Genomic DNA, 17688 nt, shown 5'->3' with positions numbered 1-17688 from the left:
TAATGTCTCCCGCTAAAACTAATTCTTATCAGCCTTCCCTCATTCAGGGGTTGCTACAGCTGCCCCATGTGTTTGAAAAAGTTCTCTCCCCTTTTGGTAAATGGCCACTGCTCGGACTGATTACGATGTGTCTGGTGGCATCCATACCACTGATCACGACTCCGCTTGAAGTTTGGCAACAAGGTATCGTCGCTATTTTTTTAACCCTATTGGGTTGGGCAATCGTATGGCTTGAAAACCAGCGACCGCAAAAGCAAGCCAGTGAAGCATTACACCTTTTCATGGCTTGGATCAGCATTGTGGTGACGCTACGGTATCTGTACTACCGTATTAACTACACCCTCAATCTGGACGGTTGGGTGAACGGGTTCTTTAGCCTACTGCTGTTTGTTGCTGAGCTGTATGCGATTGGTACTCTGATACTGTCTTATTTTCAGACATTAAGGATTCGCGATCGCACCCCCATCGATATCAGTACCATTCCACAACAACAGTGGCTAAAGGTTGATGTCTACATTCCCACCTATAACGAAGATGTCAACATTGTTCGTAAAACAGCTCTGGCTGCTCTGGCGCTAGATTATCCAAAAGATAAGAAGACCATCTATATTCTTGATGATGGTCGTAAGTATCCAGAACGGCGTAAACAGCTCTCTAGAATGTGTAAGGAACTGGGCTGTACTTTACTCACGCGTCCCAATAACAACCATGCCAAAGCAGGTAACATTAACACGGCTCTAAAACGTACCCATGGCGATTTGGTCCTCATTCTTGATTGCGACCATATTCCCGCCAAACCCCTTCTCAAAAATACAGTCGGCTTCTTTTCAGATCCCAAAGTAGCTTTAGTTCAAACACCTCACTGGTTTTATAATCCCGATCCATTTGAGCGCAATTTGCTGACTCGGGGTCGGGTACCCGTAGCCAATGAGTTGTTCTATAAGGTGATTCAAAAAGGGAACGATTTTTGGAACGCCGCTTTCTTTTGCGGGTCAGCTGCCGTTGTACGTAAAAAACCCCTATTGGAAGTGGGTGGCATCGCTGTTGAGACCGTTACCGAAGATTGCCATACCTCATTAAGGCTCCACTCCAAAAAATACAAATCAATCTATTACGACAAGATTATGGTGGCCGGGCTTGCCCCTGAAACCTTTGCTTCTTACGTAGGGCAACAGGTTCGCTGGGCAAGGGGCATGGCTCAAATTCTTCGTATTGAAAACCCATTATTTAACCCCAAACTCAAGTTATCATTTGCACAAAGACTGTGCTATTTTTCAGCAACAAGCCACTTCTTTTTTGGGTTCCCACGTCTTTTATATGCCCTTGCTCCTGTCCTCTATTTGCTGTTGGGGATTAACCTAATTCGCGGGATAGGTCTTGAAACCTTAGCTTACGCATTACCCCATATTGTATTGGCCATGTATGCCAACTACATCACCCAAAAGCAAGTACGTTTCTCTTTTTGGAACGAAATCTTTGAATATGCCCTAGCATTTCAAAACGGTATCGTTACCTTGATGGCTTTGATCAACCCAAAGCTTGGCAGTTTTAACGTAACAGATAAGGGTGTATCGGTAACTAAGCGAGTCTTTGACTGGAACTCTTCCCGCGCCACCTTAGTGATGGTAGCGCTCCTGGTCACCTCTTTACTCGCTGTCCCCTTCTGGTTAGCGATCAATCCAAACGTTACTGAAGCCGTTCTCATTAATGCAGGGTGGTGTGTTTTTAACCTCATCCTGTTAGTGGCCTCATTACTGGTTGCCTATGAACAACCGCAAGTACGAGACGCGCATCGTCTGAATCGTGAACTAGATATTGCCATTCACAACCATGGCCAATACCAAGACTTAGTGGGTAAAACCATTAACATTAGTGAAACAGGTGCACTACTCTCCTTGAGCAATTGGCCAAACCTGCCCGATCGCCTAACCTTGCAGATTTGGGGAGATTCAGATTCGACCGTGTGTATTGACGCTAAGGTGCATCGAGTCAAGGTTGTTAAAGATAACGAAGTCACCGTGGCTGTGGAATTTGTTGACATGACCCAGGAACAGTGGGAAATGCTGATACTGGTTATCTATGCCGATGTCAATGAATGGTACTCCCAAAGCAGACCTCACCCCGATAATCTTTTAAAGTCGGTGCAGTTTGTATTTACCGCCCTTTCCAGAGCATTTAGAGAACCTAAAGCAGCCAAAGCAACTGTTGTTCAAAAACAGGTCAATATTCCTACCGAAGTCTACTGGGAAGGACATTTTTACCCAGCCATCATTACCGCAGCAAGTTCTCGCCATCTCAAACTAGAGATGCCAGATACAATTCTCCACGGTAGCGACTACATTCAGCAGAATCAGCCACCTGTTGGCTTATTAATCAGAAGCGGAAATAATAATCATGCCCCCATGAAGCTGCTAGCTCAGCTGATCTCAGTTGAAGCTTCTGCATCGGGTTCAGCCGCCTGGGAAGATGAGAAAGTGACTGTTGAACTGTCTTTTCCGACAACGCTTGATAAGGTGCAACGCAAGAAGATTGATTATCTATTGAAATCCTCCAGCGTTACACCAGAGATGTCGCCCAAATATAGCTAAAGCAACAGCATCATTCTTGTCAGTTCGACCCGTGTCTGTAGCCAACTGACACTGAATAACCCTCTCTCTCTAAGACAGGATTTTAACTGCCTTAGAGAGTTTTTTCAGGGCTTCATCCACATCAGCGGCGCTCACAATCAACGGTGGAACAAATCTAACGACATTAGGGCCAGCGGGCACCAGCAACAAGCCTTCATTCATGGCAGCTTTCACAATGTCCAAAGATGTCAGGGGTGCATCACCGTTTAGAACCAGACCATTGATTAACCCCCAGCCGCGAGCTTGTTCAAATAACTCAGGATAAGCATCCACCAACTTAAGCAGACCCTGCCGTAACTGCTGTCCCCTGGCGCTAGCATTCGCCATTAGGTTCTCTGACTCCAGGGTCTGACACACCGCCAGGGCTACACCACAGACAAAGGGATTTCCTCCATAGGTGCTAGCATGTTCGCCCGGTCCCAGCACATCACAGCTAGATTTGCACATCATTGCACCAATAGGCACACCGCCACCTAACCCTTTAGCTACGGTAATAACATCGGGCTCAATCCCCAGGTTCTCATATCCCCATACTTTTCCAGTACGGCCCACGCCCACCTGCACTTCATCCAAGATCAACAGGATTTTATGCTGGTCGCACAGTTGTCGTACCCGTTGGAAATATTCAACATTACCAGGATTGACACCACCTTCTCCTTGTAAGGCTTCAAGCAGAATGGCAGCCACACGAGGTCCGCTAGCATTAAGGGATGCGATCGCACCCTCCAACGCATCGCCATCATTAAACGGGACATAGTGGAACCCAGGCACAAGTGGCGAAAAGCTCTTCTGATACTTAGGCTGTCCAGTCGCCGTAATCGTGGCTAGGGTACGCCCATGGAAGCTAGCCTTGGCGGTAATAACCACGGGCTCATCAATGCCCAGCTCAGTGTGGCCATACTTACGGGCCAGCTTGATCGCCCCTTCATTGGCCTCAGCACCTGAGTTACAGAAAAATACTCGATCAGCACAGGAATGTTCCGTCAGCCACTGGGCTAATGCGCCTTGTTCTGGAATGTAATAGAGATTCGACACATGGTGTAGTTTCTGGATTTGTTGGGTCACTGCCTCCACCATGATTGGATGGGCATGGCCTAATGTGCAGGTGGCAATGCCCGCCACAAAGTCTAAATACTCATGACCTTGGTCATCCCATACACGACAGCCTGCACCTCGGGTCAATGCCAATGGAAACCGACCATAGGTGGTCATCACATGACTATCAAACACCTCTGGCCGAAAACCTTTTCCAGCTTTTGTACCAGCACCAAAGACTTTGAGAGGATTCTTAACAAGCTGTTTTAGACTAACCACGGACTGACCTCTTCTGTAAGTTTTGAATTTTGAATTTTGTAGAGCTTTGCTCTTCTCAGCTTGCTGAGTATTTTGAGTTGAGCTGTAAAATTCACAACCCAAAACTCAAAACTTAGACTTCAAAACTCTCCAATGTCTTAGGTGATTGTAAAAAATTGCAGCAGCTTTTACCGCTAAATCATTTGATAGATAGTATCAAACTGGACAATATTTTCGATTACCGTCCAGACCGTCGTAACTCTTGCAGTCTCGTCTGTAAACCATCCACATCCACCGTTTGTCCACCGTAACGCCAGCAAATGTAGCGATCAATTATCTGGCGAACTAAGCTACCCTGGCGAAAATCTGGGCGCTGTTGTAATCCTGCTGCATATTCTAAGGGAGTTTGGCTGGCGCGTTTGCCATAGCCCTGCTGAGCCAGAATCCACAACATTTGTTGATAAATTTGCTCCATGGGGGCTAGACGACTGAGTTTAAGCCGACGCTGCCACCGTCGCCAGCCTTGAACCATCAACCATCCCAAGAAACTTAACCCCGTGAAACCCACCAGATACCAGAGGGCGCTCAGTAAACCTCTGCCACTAAAACGTGATAAGAACCGTAGGACTGTGCCAATCACAAACATCAGCACCTGAAACCCACGTCGAATAAATTGGGCAACAGGAGCTGGTAAAACGCCCACTAATATGCGCCATAGCTGCCGCAGGACACTAAAGGGATTCGCACCACTATCATCAGGCGAAAAAAGCAGGCCATCAGGAATCGGATTGAAGTAAAACCAGCCGTGCTCAGGGAAATATACCTCAGTTAGAGCATAGGCATCGGTGTTGCGAACAATGTAAAACCCAGTGAAGGGGTTAAACTGGCCTGTGCCAAACCCGGTGGCTAAACGGGCTGGAATACCAATAGACCGTAGCATTACCGTCAGCACTGTGGAAAATTGATCGCGGGTGCCCCCGGTGTACTTAAACAGAAAAGCACTGACCAGATCTTCATCTTCTTCGAAATAGGGCAGCTCCGTTTGCAGGGTGTAGTTATCCCGCAGAATCTGGGCTAAAAATGTCGCTTTTTCATAGGGAGTATTCAAGGGCTCCTCTGATGTGGCTAGCCAACGCTCGGTTTCTGTACGAATGCGATCGCGAATATCATCAGGCACCTGCAAATAGTGCTGCCGAATCGAGCCATTGTACTCCGTAGAACTTTGATTGAGGCGCTGAATATCCCGTACCGGAACCCTGGAAACAATCGTATACGTCAGACCTTCAGGCAGCAACCCAGAGGGTCGCAGGGCTCCTTCAGGATCCATGGCTAGTTCATCAGCTGGAAAGTACACTGAATGGGGAGCATAGAGAACAGGCACCAAGTTCTGAAAGTCCTGCACCATGGTGTAGGTCTGAACAACCTCTTCATTGCGGCCAATGGGCTGCGGAGTAATCGGTAAAAACCGATAGGACAGCGGAGAGCGTCTGAGTTCGGCTAACTCATCGCCACGAGATGCTTCCCAACCCTGGCCAGTGTAATTATCAAAGGCCATAACACGCCAAAAACCTGCCCGTTGCGATCTCACCCGCATCACCACCTGCGGTTCCAACTCACCCCTCAGGTTTTGATTAATCCGTCGGTTAAACCCATAGTAAAAATCAGGATTAATACGGCCCGGCCCATCCTCAGGGCTAACACCAGAGCCCTCTTGCTCCTCGTCTGCATTGCCAGTATTGTTATTGCCTCGCCTCACATAGCCTGGATTAAATATTTCCCTACTATCGACTTCGCCAGTCACATCAATGCTGCCACTCACTGGAAAGGTTTGAAGTTGATACCCTGGGAATCGCGGCATCGCGATAAAAATCAAAAGTCCCAACGTTACAACGACAGCAATAATGCTTCCGAACTGCCGCAAGGATATCCCCACGGACATCTGCCGCCAGTTTAATAGACCTAATCGAGAACGATAGTCTAAAACCAGCACCGGTAGCGACAGTAAAAGAAATAACAGCAAAAACGGACCAAATAAAAGCGTTTGACTGATCGTAGCGGCCACACCCACCAGAATCAGACCAATCATCATTGAGTAGCCCAAATCCTTGCGCCGTGGCAAATCAAAGCTATGGAGCACCTGTAAATGGATCAACAATTCAGCCAGCACAATCCGAGTATCGCCAGGGATGCTCACCATCCGCCCTAAAAAAAACGCCAGGGCCAACAACATGCCCACGGCGATCAGAAACTTAGCAGCAATATTTCGACGGCGACGACTCCGCCAGCTCCAGTAAGCGCCCGCAGCACTGAGCGGAATCGCCAGCAGATTCCATACAGACGTATCCGTTACCCCCGAAGCAGCCACACTGAGACTACCGATCCCCACTGTCACCAAACATTGCACCAAAACCCGCAAAGCAATCGAGTCTTCAGGTACAGATGGCGGCAGGGCCGATAGCCGCTGCCGCCATGATGAACTCAAATCTTGAGATGAATTATTAGGGGTAGAAATCGGAGAAACCATACCAGGCAAAAACGCGCAAACACATCATCAGTCGGCGTATTCTTATCCTAGCGGGCTCAGCTTGCAGATGCCTCTAAAACCATGACTGAAAATCGCAAAGGACGCTGGCAATCATTATCCAAGGACACTTCCAAGGAGTAAGAACCACCAACGACCGGAGCTGTTTTTGCCAGCGTCAGCATACCTGCTTCAGGGCGAGATGACTGGCTATCTGCATCAGCTCCAATAAGTTGAATACTGCCACCCATAGGCATGGTTACATTGATAATCAAAACCGCACCTGTATAGTTCACATCCAAGTGAACCACACCCTGGGGAGTCACCCAATCACGGCTAGCTGTAGGATCTGTAGCCGACACAGTTAATGCCAGTGCGGACATAATTTCTATCGATGCCAACATGGTCAAAGCGATTTGCTGCTCAGCAGTGGCTTGTTCATAGCCACCAGCCATGTTTTCAACCTCTTTCAAGGTGGCTTCTTTCAGGGTAGGGTCTCGATAAGCCGGCGTCAGCACAATATTGGCAATTGGCTCCAGGGCTTCCAAAGAATCTGGAAACATGGACTCGACAATTTTGATGAGCTTAATGCCTTCTTTTTGAGTAGACTGAGCCATATTCTGACAGCGGTCTAATAGCTGTTGCAAAACAGCCTCAGGCAACTTGCTCGATATGCTAAACCGCAGTGGGTTTTCAAGCCACAGTCGGCTAATAGATTGAGCATAGGCAGGCATGGGTATCTCAGTCGGATACTCACGCACTTCTGCTTCCCAAGGAAACAGTGGGGGCCGATTGGCAAATTCCGTTTGGAATCGGTGTTTTAAAAGTGTGTGGAAACGATCTTGCACAGTGGTTTTATCTCCGAAGTTAAACGACTGACCCGTTTCAAATAAAAAGTCAAATGATACAGCGTCAGATCCGACTTCAGATGCACAAACTGCTGATGGGTTGGATCCTGTCGATGGGGTAGGCTCACCCCCTGACATAGGGGACGCCGAGCGGTCAAAAGTTAAAAACTCTAGCAATAAGCGCTTCAAATTTTCTGACTCACTATTCATGGCTAAATACCCCTGATCCGGATGATAAAACCGAGAGTGTAAAAAATTTAGCTCGGTTGTCTACACAAAAAAAGTCGATCGTCAACTAACGGAGTCAACTAACTGATAGATTACGTAATTCCCAGGCTTGTTCAAGCAGTTTAGACCAATGTTTCCTAATTTGAGTCAAGCTCAAACCCAACGCTTGCGATATATCCGCATCAGAAAGCCCTTGCTGTTTGAGCTGTAGTAATTTTGTCTGGCTCTGGTCCATTTTTTCTTGTAGGTGATCCCACTGTTGAGGTGTTAATCCCAAATTTTTTTCTAACTCAATACCGAGCCATTCATGGACCAATTCCCAATGATGCGTCAGCGCAAACCGCAGCAAATGATACTTGAAGCGCTGCTGCAGGTAATCGCGCTCACGGGATGTGAGGCCTAGCAAATCTTCAATTTCACTGGCAGGCAGATCCATAAGCCGCAAACTAAAGTAGTCGGCACAATCCTCTTGCTTTTTATCTTTCAGGTAAACCATCAACTCGTCGACAACTCGCTCCCGCAGATTATCCTCTGGCTGGGTGTCAGACTGCAGCAAAATTTCTTCCCGTAGGCGCTGAACGGGTGCATTCTTCCAGCTTTGGTCATTGTCATTAGCAGCTTCAGTGGCCTGCTCAATATCGACCGCTGTTTCTGGGGGCTGCTGCTTGGAAAAGGTTTGGGCTCGCAAAATAATGAGCTGTTGACTCCGTCCTCGCCTCAAAGGGATACGGCGCTTACCGTAGCGCTCAGTAAAGGCCATATATTCAGCTAGCTCCAGAGCCGTGCGGGGCTGAAAGTTTGCCTCCATCTGATTTTCCCGACGAAAAGCATTGATTGCCTCGCTGTAGAAATTTTGTAGAAAATCTTCAATTAGGGAAAGTCGCGCCTGATAGCTAGTTTGAGCGTAGGGAACTGATATATAGCGATAGATAATGGCACTGAGAGTACTATGCAGCTCGATGCGCCCCCGTTCAGAGCTAAGTTTGTAATAGCGAATGCACTGGTCAACTCGATGATTAGCGAGGTTAAATGCCCAACTTTTTACATCTCCAGAATTTTGAATACGTTGGCTTTCTGTACAAATACGAAGCGATTCACTACAGATGCGCTCGGCGACAGCCTGGCAACTTTTTTCGGAGGTTCTGGTCGCTTGCTTGAGCAACTTCAAAACTTCTGTATTAAGTGCTTCTACGAGCGTTGTAGACGTTTCCTCAAGCATTAGCAGCGTGGTCATTAGAGCTAGAGCGTCCCAGGCATTCCCTCACCTGAGCATAGACAGTATTCCGCACGTTCTAACAAAAGTCAGTAATTTTCACGAAACTATCAAAAAAGTCAGATGGATATCGAAAAACAAATTCAAACTTTGATTGATGAAGCTCCGGATCAGACAACTGGTCAGGCAATTTCGTTGGTAGCACCCCTGTTAAAGGAAATCGCGGGTCAACTGCCAAGACAACTATATTACGTCGTCCAGTCTTTAGGACAGGGCTGGGTCATGACTACACTGCGTGGTCGGCAAGATCCCAAAACAACGAAAACGGTCGTCTATGCATACCCATCCCTAGAAGCGGCAGCAGCCAGCGCAGCTGATAATCCTCAGATGATGGCACTGCCTCATCCCAGCACCCACCTACTGTTTCAGCTGTTATCGCTAAAGCAGCTAGACAGCATTATTTTTATGCAGGTAAAGGGAAAAGGTCAGGGCATTGAGGTGCCGCGAACCATGCTGGAGCAGGTGATGCGGGCACAATTGCAGCAACTGAAGGAAAAAGGGGAACCGCCAGCGGATATTGCGTAAGAGCAAGCTATAAATAAAAAAGTCCACAAGTAAATATGGACGAGACGTTCCATGGAACGTTTGTACATCCAAAATTTGGGCGTTAATTGATTTTATTTTCTTAGGGAATTTTTAGTTTTTAGTTGAGTTTCTTCCTGCAAAGTCCTTCTCCCTGGTGGGAGGGATTTAGGGTGAGGGCTACTCACAAGCCTCCCGCGTCACCTTATGACGATAGTCAAACATGTCCTGCAAACGCTGTAGGACAAACCAGCCAATCAGGGGTTCACTGGCCCACTCTACCGGCAAGGTGAAGACAATATCGTCGGTTAACCGCGTTTGCTCACCTTCGGATTCAAACCGATGGCGATGGGTCCAGGCATCCAGTGGGCCGCTTTCTTGGATATCTGTAAATAACCGATTGGGTTCATATTCATCGGTGTGGCGGGCGATCCAGGTGATAGGAACAGGCCCTAGCCACAGACGAAACTCGCTGATGGCTCCAGGGCCAAGGCCACCTTCACGGCGAACGGCTTCGACAGGTTGCCAGGGTGGTGTCAGAAGGGTAAGGATGTCAGGCCGTTCGTGAAAACGCCAAACGGTCGCAGTTGAGGCCGCAATCAGGCTGGTGTATTGAAAGGTAGTCATAACGTTAGGAGGCGTCCTTTTGGGGTACCTAAACTCAGCTATATATGAAGATGAGAAGGAAATTATCTATGTCTTGAGGTGTTAAGACTTCTAAACTTTATGGGTAGTGCGATCGCAATCTTCCTGGGCATCACACCTATTATCTGTGGTCTTTGGCCCAAAATCCCACAGCCAAAACCATCACTCACATAAGCCCTCTTTTGAAGAATTGACGCTTCAGAGTGCACACCTTGTCACCCCAATAATAGTTCAAATGAACTATTATTGGATATGGGCGCGATAATTATTGCGCTATTGTCAGGTCAGCACTGAAATCGTATTCCCATATTTCGCAGGAGCTAGCCTTTAGGCAAGCCATAGGCAACGTGTGGGTAATCTAAGACGTCATTAGAGCAGGTGCATTACTGACATTTCCAATTCAAGAAGTTTTGCGGTCTTCTCACGTTTTCAACTATGACTGATTCACCCACGTTCAATGGAACTCAGCATACGGTACCCGGTTGGAACCTGACCGAACGGTTAGCAGGTTATGGCGGATATGAAGGGAAACACACCACTCGTTTTGCCAATAGAACAGTCCAAGAATTTCAGCACGATCAGTCCTTGGCAAATCCCCAAAATACAGCCTATGCTTTGCGTTGTGACTATGACGACGACGAATCACTAGTTGAGGTATTGCAGCAACTCGTAAACAGACCTGAAGCTACTGATATTGAGGCCTTGGTCCTAGGCCTTTGGCAAGGGGATGGGGACGTATGCACGGAGGAATCATCAACAGCTAAGTTGGTCAGTACATTAGCAGAAATCAATGATCGTTTACCAAATCTGAAAGCTCTGTTTATTGGCGATATTACCTATGAGGAATGTGAAATTTCCTGGCTACAGCAAAGCGATATGTCTCCTCTTTTGCTGGCCTATCCTCAGTTAGAAATTTTGCAGGTGCGGGGTGGAACAGGACTGACGTTTACAACACCAGCTAAGCACGACTATCTGAAGGCCTTAATCCTTGAAACGGGTGGCCTCAGTCGCGATACAGTTTATCAAATTTATAATTGGAAGCTGCCTGCTCTGGAGCATTTGGAATTTTGGTTTGGCAGTGACAACTATGGTGGTGATTGCTGGGAACAAGATCTAGAACCTGTTTTGGATAATCTGTGTTTTTCCAATCTGGCTTACCTGGGACTGCGCAATAGCAAATTTACCAATGAACTTATAGAACGATTGGTAAAGTCTGCCCTGCTGCCAAGGTTACGGGTGTTAGATCTGTCTCTGGGGACGCTCTCAGATGCGGGAGCCACTGAGTTGTTGGCGAGCCCTGCTATTCGTGATTTAGAAATCTTAAATGTGTCGGAAAGTTATCTCTCGGATGCGCTAATCGAGCAGTTGACGACGTTAGGGATGCAGATCATTGCTGATGGACAGCGGCAAGAAGAGGAAGACGAAGACCCTGAATTTCGTCGATATTGTGTGGTGTCTGAATAGGAATTCCACTGGCTGTAGAGACGTTGTATGCAACGTCTCTACAGCTAAAAATGGAACCTAATTTATTTGATTCCTCCATAGATGACTAATAGTCAACTTGATATGATCAATTTTGTTCTCATCGCTAATCCTCAAAGCCGTAGAGTGGATCTCTTTCAACAGGCGCTTAGGGGGTGTGGTCTATCTATGGCTCAATTAGTCTCCTATGAGGAGCTACTTGCTGAAAAAGATTCTCTAACTGATTGGGATGGATCTAACGCTTGGTTTCGGTTTGAGGCTCCGGAACGAAACTTTGTTGTTGATCGCGGTTTTGTTGCCACTGGCGCTGTAGTAGATGATTCGGGCGATCATCAGCGGATCAGCGCTACAGCAGCCTATCAATTGCCTGAAGATAAAGGCAGAATTCTCTACCCGCGCCAATGGTATTTGGGTTGGCGACATTGTCTTCAATCTTGGGCGCAACCGTTGCAAGGGCAGGTGATGAATCATCCAGATAACATTGTCAGCATGTTTGATAAGATTCGGTGTCAGCGGATCTTAGAAAATGCCGATATTCCAATTCCATGCTCGTTGGTGCGCAAAGAGCCGATCCAGAACTATGATCAGCTTAAGGAACGGATGGCACAGCAGGGCTGTCGGCGTGTTTTTATTAAACTTGCCCATGGTTCATCGGCATCAGGTGTTGTTGCCTATGACTATCGTGGTGAGAACGAACGGGCGATCACAACTGTGGAGCGTACCATGGAGCAAGGTAAACTGCGATTTTATAATTCTCGCAAGGTTTATCAATATCGCAATCTCCAACACATTGCCGAGATTATTAACTTCCTTGCTAAAGAGACTATTCAAGTTGAAGCGTGGATGCCTAAGGCCAGGATAGATGGCAGAGAGTTTGACCTGCGGGTGGTGGTGATTGGGGGAGAGGCTAAACATGTGGTGGTGCGTGTGGGGAAAAGCCCCATGACCAATTTGCATTTGGGTAGCGATCGCAAATCCATCACCGATCTCCCCTCAGCCCTTACCGCCGATAACTGGGCCACCATGATGCACACCTGCGAACAGGCCGCTGCCTGCTTTCCCAAAAGCCTTTACTGTGGCATTGACCTACTCATTGCCCCCAATTTCAAGGACCATTATGTCTTAGAAGTTAATGCCTTTGGTGATTTACTCAGGGGCATCACCTGGCAAGGTCAAGACACCTACACCACAGAAATAAAAACCTTACTCCAGCAGCACCAAGGGTTACCCTATGTCCACGCATCATCTACCCACCAGACTGAACGTTAATCAGCTGGTCGGCACCCATGACATTCTGCTACTCACTTTCGATACCCTCCGCTACGATGTGGCCCAACGGTTATTTGAACAAGGCCGCTTACCCAACTTAGCCCAATTAATTCCCCAAGGCTGGGAGGCTCGGCACTCTCCCGGTAGCTTTACCTATGCCGCTCATCAAGCATTCTTTGCCGGATTTCTACCCACTCCCATCACACCGGGAAAGCACCCCCGCCCCTTTGCCTTAAATTTTGCAGGCAGTACCACCATCACCCCAGAAACTTGTGTACTAGATGCCCCTAGTCTGCCGGAAGGGTTAGCGGCCAAAGGTTATCGCACCATTTGTATCGGTGGGGTAGGCTTTTTTAATCAACTAAATCCCCTTAGCTGTGTACTCCCCAATCTGTTTCAGGAACGGTATTGGTCACCGGAATTAGGAGTGACAAATCCGCAGTCTACGGAATGTCAGGTGAAGTTGGCTTGCGATCGCATTCAAGTCATTCCCAAACAACAACGTATTTTCCTGTTCATTAACCTATCAGCCCTGCATCAGCCCAACTATTTCTACTTACCCGGAGCCCAAGCAGACTCCATAGAAAGCCACGGCGCTGCATTAGAGTATGTTGATCAGGCCCTGGTTTCCCTCTGGCAAGGTCTGAGATGTCGCGCCCCCACCTATGCCATTCTCTGTTCAGACCATGGCACCACCTATGGTGAAGATGGTTACACTGGTCACCGTTGTGCCCATCCAGTTGTGTGGACAGTTCCCTATGCAGACGTAGTCATAAAGTAGTCATAAAACCGTATCGTTAGTTTTCAATTCTTTCCTGGATTTCTCCTATGACAGTCCCTGTTCCCTTATTAACTCAATCACCCTATCAACATTATGTTTATTCCTATCCTCACAAGACCAGTTATCGACCTTTACCAGTAAAATCTGTTCACGATGTATGGTCTAAGGAAGACCAGAACTCACTGTTTTTGTATATTCACATTCCCTTTTGTGAGATGCGATGTGGCTTTTGTAATCTCTTCACCACGGTGACCCAGGATAATGATTTTATCAACAATTACATCAAGGCCGTTCAACGACAGGCCCATCGTGTTCAGGAGAGTATTGATAATCCAACATTTGCCCGGTTTGCCCTCGGCGGTGGCACCCCCACCCAACTCCCCACTAAAGCCCTGGCACAGATTTTAGAGATTGCAGCAACCACGATGGGAGCACCCCTGCAAACAATTCCCGTATCTGTTGAAGTCTCTCCTGACACCGCCACCCCAGAAAAATTAGATCTGTTGTTTGATTATGGCACCGATCGCATTAGCATCGGTGTGCAAAGCTTTATCGATAGCGAAGTGCTAGCCACCCAACGTCGTCAAACCGCTGAAGTCGTTCAAGATGTGCTGTGTCGTATTCGCGAAATTGAGTTTCCCACCTTGAATATCGACTTGATCTATGGATTGCCCGGACAAACCATAGACAGCTGGCTGCAGTCTATCCACACTGCGCTACAGTTTCAACCGGAAGAGTTATATCTGTATCCGTTGTATGTGCGACCCTTAACGGGATTAGGAATGACTAATCAGGCCTGGGATGATCATCGATTAGACTGTTATCGCGCTGGGCGAGATTTATTATTAGACCAGGGCTACGAACAGGTCTCAATGCGGATGTTTCGGAAAATTGATATGAATTCACGTTCCGGTCCCGTTTACTGCTGTCAGGTCGATGGCATGATAGGCCTGGGCTGCGGAGCCCGATCCTACACTCAAGCACTTCATTATTCCTATGACTATGCTGTCAATGCCAAAGAAATCAAACATATCCTAGCTCGCTACATTGACAGTACTGATCAAGATTTTGACATCGTTAACTATGGCTTTGAGTTAAATCGAGAAGAACAACAGCGGCGATTTATTTTACTGTCTTTACTGTCTCCAGAGGGGTTAGATATGGGGGGGTATTGCGATCGCTTTCACACGGACGCATTAACCGATTTTCCAAAGCTACAGCATTTCCTAACTCTGAAACTTCTGCAACAACACCATCACCACCTGCACCTTACTGAACTAGGTCTAGAACGCTCAGATGCCATTGGCCCCAGCCTATTTTCAGACAATGTCAACACCCTAATGAACACCTATAAAATCAAATAATAACCATTCAATCAATCCAACATGGATCTCAGCATTCTTTATCGAGGCCCTCTAATCAGCTGTAATTACGGCTGTCATTACTGTCCCTTTGCCAAACGTCAACAAACGGCTACCGAACTCGATGTGGACCGCCAGGCCTTAAAACGATTTGTCCAATGGATTACAGAACACACTGAACACAACTTTGGCATCCTCTTTACTCCATGGGGCGAAGCATTAATTCATAAATGGTATCAAGAGAATCTCAGTCATCTATCCCACCTACCCAATGTACAAAAAGTCGCCATCCAAACCAATTTATCTTGCCATCTTGACTGGATAAGTCAGGCAGAGCCAAACACTCTAGCCCTCTGGGCCACCTTTCATCCAGAATGGTCCAATGAAAAACACTTTCTACAAAAGTGTCACACTCTTATTAACCAAAACATCCAATTTAGTGTTGGTGTCGTGGGTTGTCCAAAATTCATCCCCGCCATTCGATCTCTTCGCAAAGCGTTGCCTACCAACGTCTATCTATGGATCAACGCCGTCAAAGCTGAGCTACCTCAACTTACCCCAGAAGACCGCGTCTTTTTCCAAACCATTGATCCACTTTACGAATTAAACACCCATTATTATCCCAGTCTTGGTAAAGCATGCCGCACCGGGAAATCGGTCTTCTCTGTGGATGGAGAAGGAACTATGCGCCGATGCCATTTTATTAAAGCCCCCATCGGCAATATTTATCATCCCAACTTTGAAGAGGCTCTACGGGAACGCGTCTGTACCAATGACACATGCCACTGTCATATTGGTTACGTACACATGAACGATTTAGGTCTGGATCATGTGTTTGGCAATCGTATCCTGGAAAGGATTCCCCAACGATTTAAATAGCCGTAAAACCTTTATTAGCTAAAACCTTTCTTCATTCAGATAGAGTTTAGATTTTTCAGTGTTTTTTGGAAAACTCATGTATTCAATCTCATACTGTATCTAGGTTTCCAGATGCTGACTGATCGTTTTTGGGATTAACATGTTCAACATTCACCCTATGTGAGTTCAGTCCATGTTTCTCTAAATATCTCCATATCTCCTAAAACAAGAAATACCTCTGGGCCATGGGCAGCTCTTCAGCTGGCTCACAAGTGAGCAATTGCCCGTCAGCTCGCACTTCATAGGTCTCAGGATCCACTTCCATCTTGGGCTGATAGTCATTTAGCTTCATGTCAGCCTTACTGAGATTACGACAGCCGCTCACTGCCACAGCCGTTGTCTGTAACCCAATTTGGCCAGCAATATCTGCCTCAGCAGCGACCTTAGAAATAAATGTTAGGGATGTGCTACCAATAGCACCGCCAAAGCTACCAAACATAGGTCGCATATGGATGGGCTGCGGTGTGGGAATACTGGCATTGGGGTCACCCATCTGCGCCCAGGCAATAGCCCCACCCTTAATCACAATCTCGGGTTTCACGCCAAAGAATGCGGGCTTCCACAGACAAATATCTGCCAGCTTGCCCGCTTCTAGAGAACCTACCTCATGGGCAATACCATGGGTAATCGCAGGATTGATCGTGTACTTAGCCACGTAGCGCCTAGCACGATGGTTATCGTTACGGTCAGAATCTTCTGCCAGGGACCCCCGCTGCACTTTCATCTTGTGAGCCGTCTGCCAGGTACGAATGATCACTTCACCTACACGCCCCATGGCCTGGGAGTCCGACGCAATCATGCTAAAGGCACCGAGGTCATGCAGAATATCCTCAGCCGCAATGGTCTCTCGGCGAATACGAGACTCGGCAAAGGCCACATCCTCAGGAATACTGGGGCTCAGATGATGACACACCATCAGCATATCTAGGTGTTCATCCAGCGTATTGCGCGTATAGGGGCGCGTGGGGTTTGTGGATGACGGCAGCACATTGGCTTCGCCACACACTTTAATAATGTCTGGTGCATGTCCGCCCCCCGCCCCTTCAGTGTGATAGGTGTGAATCACGCGATTCTTAAAGGCAGCAATGGTGTTCTCTACAAACCCAGCCTCGTTAAGGGTGTCAGTGTGGATCGCCACCTGCACATCAAAGTCATCGGCCACAGCCAGGCAAGTGTCAATGGCACCTGGTGTTGTGCCCCAGTCTTCATGGAGCTTCAGACCCATCGCACCAGCTTGTACTTGTTCCACCAAACCTTGAGGCTGAGCACTATTACCTTTACCCAGAAACCCCAGATTCATGGGAAATGCATCCGCCGCTTGCAACATGCGATACATGTTCCAAGCTCCAGGGGTACAGGTAGTGGCATTTGTCCCGGTCGCTGGTCCAGTACCACCACCGATCATCGTGGTCACACCGCTGGCAATGGCCGTCTCTATCTGCTGGGGGCAAATAAAGTGAATATGGGAGTCGATGCCCCCAGCGGTAACAATCATGCCCTCACCAGCCACCGCTTCGGTAGAGGGGCCAATAATAATGTCTACATTGTCCTGAATATAAGGGTTTCCTGCCTTTCCAATCTTGGCAATGCGACCGTCTTTAATCCCAATATCGGCTTTAACAATTCCCCACCAGTCCAAAATCAGCGCGTTGGTGATTACCATGTCCACCGCGCCATCAGCCCGCGTAATTGGCGATTGGCCCATGCCATCGCGGATTACTTTACCACCACCAAATTTGACCTCATCGCCATAGGTGGTAAAGTCCCGTTCTACCTCGATCACCAGTGCCGTATCTGCTAAACGAACCCGATCTCCTACGGTGGGGCCATAGGTTTCAGCATAGGCGCGGCGATCCATGCGGTAGCTCATCGGAGTCTCCTGGAGTTAAAGGAAAAAAACAAAGCCACTGGATAGCTTAC

General features: G+C 47.6%; 13 protein-coding genes. 7 read left to right on the top strand and 6 right to left on the bottom strand.

Annotated features, from left to right (window positions below; all coding sequences use genetic code 11):
- Nucleotides 1-2: 2 nt before the first annotated feature.
- Nucleotides 3-2588 (top strand): UDP-forming cellulose synthase catalytic subunit, encoded by a 2586-nt coding sequence (gene bcsA / locus DXZ20_RS34740; RefSeq protein WP_163703092.1) that lies wholly within the window; start codon nt 3-5, stop codon nt 2586-2588.
- A gap of 69 nt (nt 2589-2657) precedes the next feature.
- Here bcsA and DXZ20_RS34735 read toward each other — a convergent pair whose 3' ends face one another.
- From DXZ20_RS34735 to hetZ, 4 genes are all read right to left on the bottom strand, one after another.
- On the bottom strand, nt 2658-3941 hold the full coding sequence (locus DXZ20_RS34735; RefSeq protein WP_163663960.1) for an acetylornithine/succinylornithine family transaminase: 1284 nt from the start codon (nt 3939-3941) through the stop codon (nt 2658-2660).
- Between the two features lie 217 nt (nt 3942-4158).
- Nucleotides 4159-6444, bottom strand: a complete 2286-nt coding sequence (locus DXZ20_RS34730; protein WP_163703091.1) for a transglutaminase TgpA family protein — start codon at nt 6442-6444, stop codon at nt 4159-4161.
- Nucleotides 6445-6500: 56 nt separating this feature from the next.
- The gene (locus DXZ20_RS34725; protein ID WP_163663956.1) at nt 6501-7499 is read right to left on the bottom strand and encodes a hypothetical protein; all 999 of its coding nucleotides are present in this window, start codon (nt 7497-7499) and stop codon (nt 6501-6503) included.
- Between the two features lie 94 nt (nt 7500-7593).
- Nucleotides 7594-8751: a heterocyst differentiation protein HetZ gene (gene hetZ / locus DXZ20_RS34720; protein ID WP_006517891.1), complete on the bottom strand. Its 1158-nt coding sequence runs from the start codon at nt 8749-8751 to the stop codon at nt 7594-7596.
- 102 nt (nt 8752-8853) lie between these two features.
- Between hetZ and DXZ20_RS34715 the strand changes: the two genes are divergently transcribed.
- Complete coding sequence (locus DXZ20_RS34715) at nt 8854-9315, top strand: hypothetical protein (RefSeq protein ID WP_006517892.1); 462 nt, start codon at nt 8854-8856, stop codon at nt 9313-9315.
- A gap of 177 nt (nt 9316-9492) precedes the next feature.
- On the opposite strand, the gene DXZ20_RS34710 is transcribed toward DXZ20_RS34715, so the two are convergent.
- The gene (locus DXZ20_RS34710) at nt 9493-9939 is read right to left on the bottom strand and encodes an SRPBCC family protein (RefSeq protein ID WP_163703090.1); all 447 of its coding nucleotides are present in this window, start codon (nt 9937-9939) and stop codon (nt 9493-9495) included.
- Nucleotides 9940-10392: 453 nt separating this feature from the next.
- Here DXZ20_RS34710 and DXZ20_RS34705 point away from each other — a divergent pair, with 453 nt between their 5' ends.
- The 5 genes from DXZ20_RS34705 (at nt 10393) to DXZ20_RS34685 (ending at nt 15729) form a co-directional block, all read left to right on the top strand.
- The gene (locus tag DXZ20_RS34705) at nt 10393-11421 is read left to right on the top strand and encodes an STM4015 family protein (RefSeq protein ID WP_163703089.1); all 1029 of its coding nucleotides are present in this window, start codon (nt 10393-10395) and stop codon (nt 11419-11421) included.
- An 81-nt stretch (nt 11422-11502) separates the two neighbouring features.
- Entirely contained in the window at nt 11503-12708 is a 1206-nt protein-coding gene (locus DXZ20_RS34700; RefSeq protein WP_163703088.1) for an STM4014 family protein, read from the top strand.
- Complete coding sequence (locus DXZ20_RS34695) at nt 12671-13489, top strand: STM4013/SEN3800 family hydrolase (RefSeq protein WP_163663948.1); 819 nt, start codon at nt 12671-12673, stop codon at nt 13487-13489. Before DXZ20_RS34700 ends, DXZ20_RS34695 begins: the two co-directional genes overlap by 38 nt.
- A gap of 47 nt (nt 13490-13536) precedes the next feature.
- Nucleotides 13537-14853 carry an STM4012 family radical SAM protein gene (locus DXZ20_RS34690; protein WP_163703087.1) on the top strand — a complete coding sequence of 439 codons (1317 nt, stop codon included), beginning with the start codon at nt 13537-13539 and terminating at the stop codon, nt 14851-14853.
- Nucleotides 14854-14874: 21 nt separating this feature from the next.
- Nucleotides 14875-15729, top strand: a complete 855-nt coding sequence (locus DXZ20_RS34685; protein WP_163703086.1) for an STM4011 family radical SAM protein — start codon at nt 14875-14877, stop codon at nt 15727-15729.
- A gap of 199 nt (nt 15730-15928) precedes the next feature.
- Here DXZ20_RS34685 and ureC read toward each other — a convergent pair whose 3' ends face one another.
- Entirely contained in the window at nt 15929-17638 is a 1710-nt protein-coding gene (ureC, locus tag DXZ20_RS34680; RefSeq protein ID WP_163703085.1) for an urease subunit alpha, read from the bottom strand.
- Between the last annotated feature and the right edge of the window lie 50 nt (nt 17639-17688).

Origin of the sequence: Adonisia turfae CCMR0081, from assembly GCF_011009555.1 — a bacterium.
Lineage (GTDB): Bacteria > Cyanobacteriota > Cyanobacteriia > Phormidesmidales > Phormidesmidaceae > Leptothoe > Leptothoe turfae.
Note: the sequence above shows the minus strand (reverse complement) of the source record. Positions and strands in the feature narration are given on the sequence as shown.

Coding starts and splice junctions, on each gene's coding strand:
- DXZ20_RS34730 (WP_163703091.1), bottom strand. CDS start 6,444: ATGGTTTCTCCGATTTCTACCCCTAATAATTCATCTCAAGATTTGAGT.
- DXZ20_RS34695 (WP_163663948.1), top strand. CDS start 12,671: ATGTCCACGCATCATCTACCCACCAGACTGAACGTTAATCAGCTGGTC.
- DXZ20_RS34700 (WP_163703088.1), top strand. CDS start 11,503: ATGACTAATAGTCAACTTGATATGATCAATTTTGTTCTCATCGCTAAT.
- bcsA (WP_163703092.1), top strand. CDS start 3: ATGTCTCCCGCTAAAACTAATTCTTATCAGCCTTCCCTCATTCAGGGG.
- hetZ (WP_006517891.1), bottom strand. CDS start 8,751: ATGACCACGCTGCTAATGCTTGAGGAAACGTCTACAACGCTCGTAGAA.
- DXZ20_RS34715 (WP_006517892.1), top strand. CDS start 8,854: ATGGATATCGAAAAACAAATTCAAACTTTGATTGATGAAGCTCCGGAT.
- DXZ20_RS34725 (WP_163663956.1), bottom strand. CDS start 7,499: ATGAATAGTGAGTCAGAAAATTTGAAGCGCTTATTGCTAGAGTTTTTA.
- DXZ20_RS34710 (WP_163703090.1), bottom strand. CDS start 9,939: ATGACTACCTTTCAATACACCAGCCTGATTGCGGCCTCAACTGCGACC.
- DXZ20_RS34690 (WP_163703087.1), top strand. CDS start 13,537: ATGACAGTCCCTGTTCCCTTATTAACTCAATCACCCTATCAACATTAT.
- DXZ20_RS34685 (WP_163703086.1), top strand. CDS start 14,875: ATGGATCTCAGCATTCTTTATCGAGGCCCTCTAATCAGCTGTAATTAC.
- ureC (WP_163703085.1), bottom strand. CDS start 17,638: ATGAGCTACCGCATGGATCGCCGCGCCTATGCTGAAACCTATGGCCCC.
- DXZ20_RS34705 (WP_163703089.1), top strand. CDS start 10,393: ATGACTGATTCACCCACGTTCAATGGAACTCAGCATACGGTACCCGGT.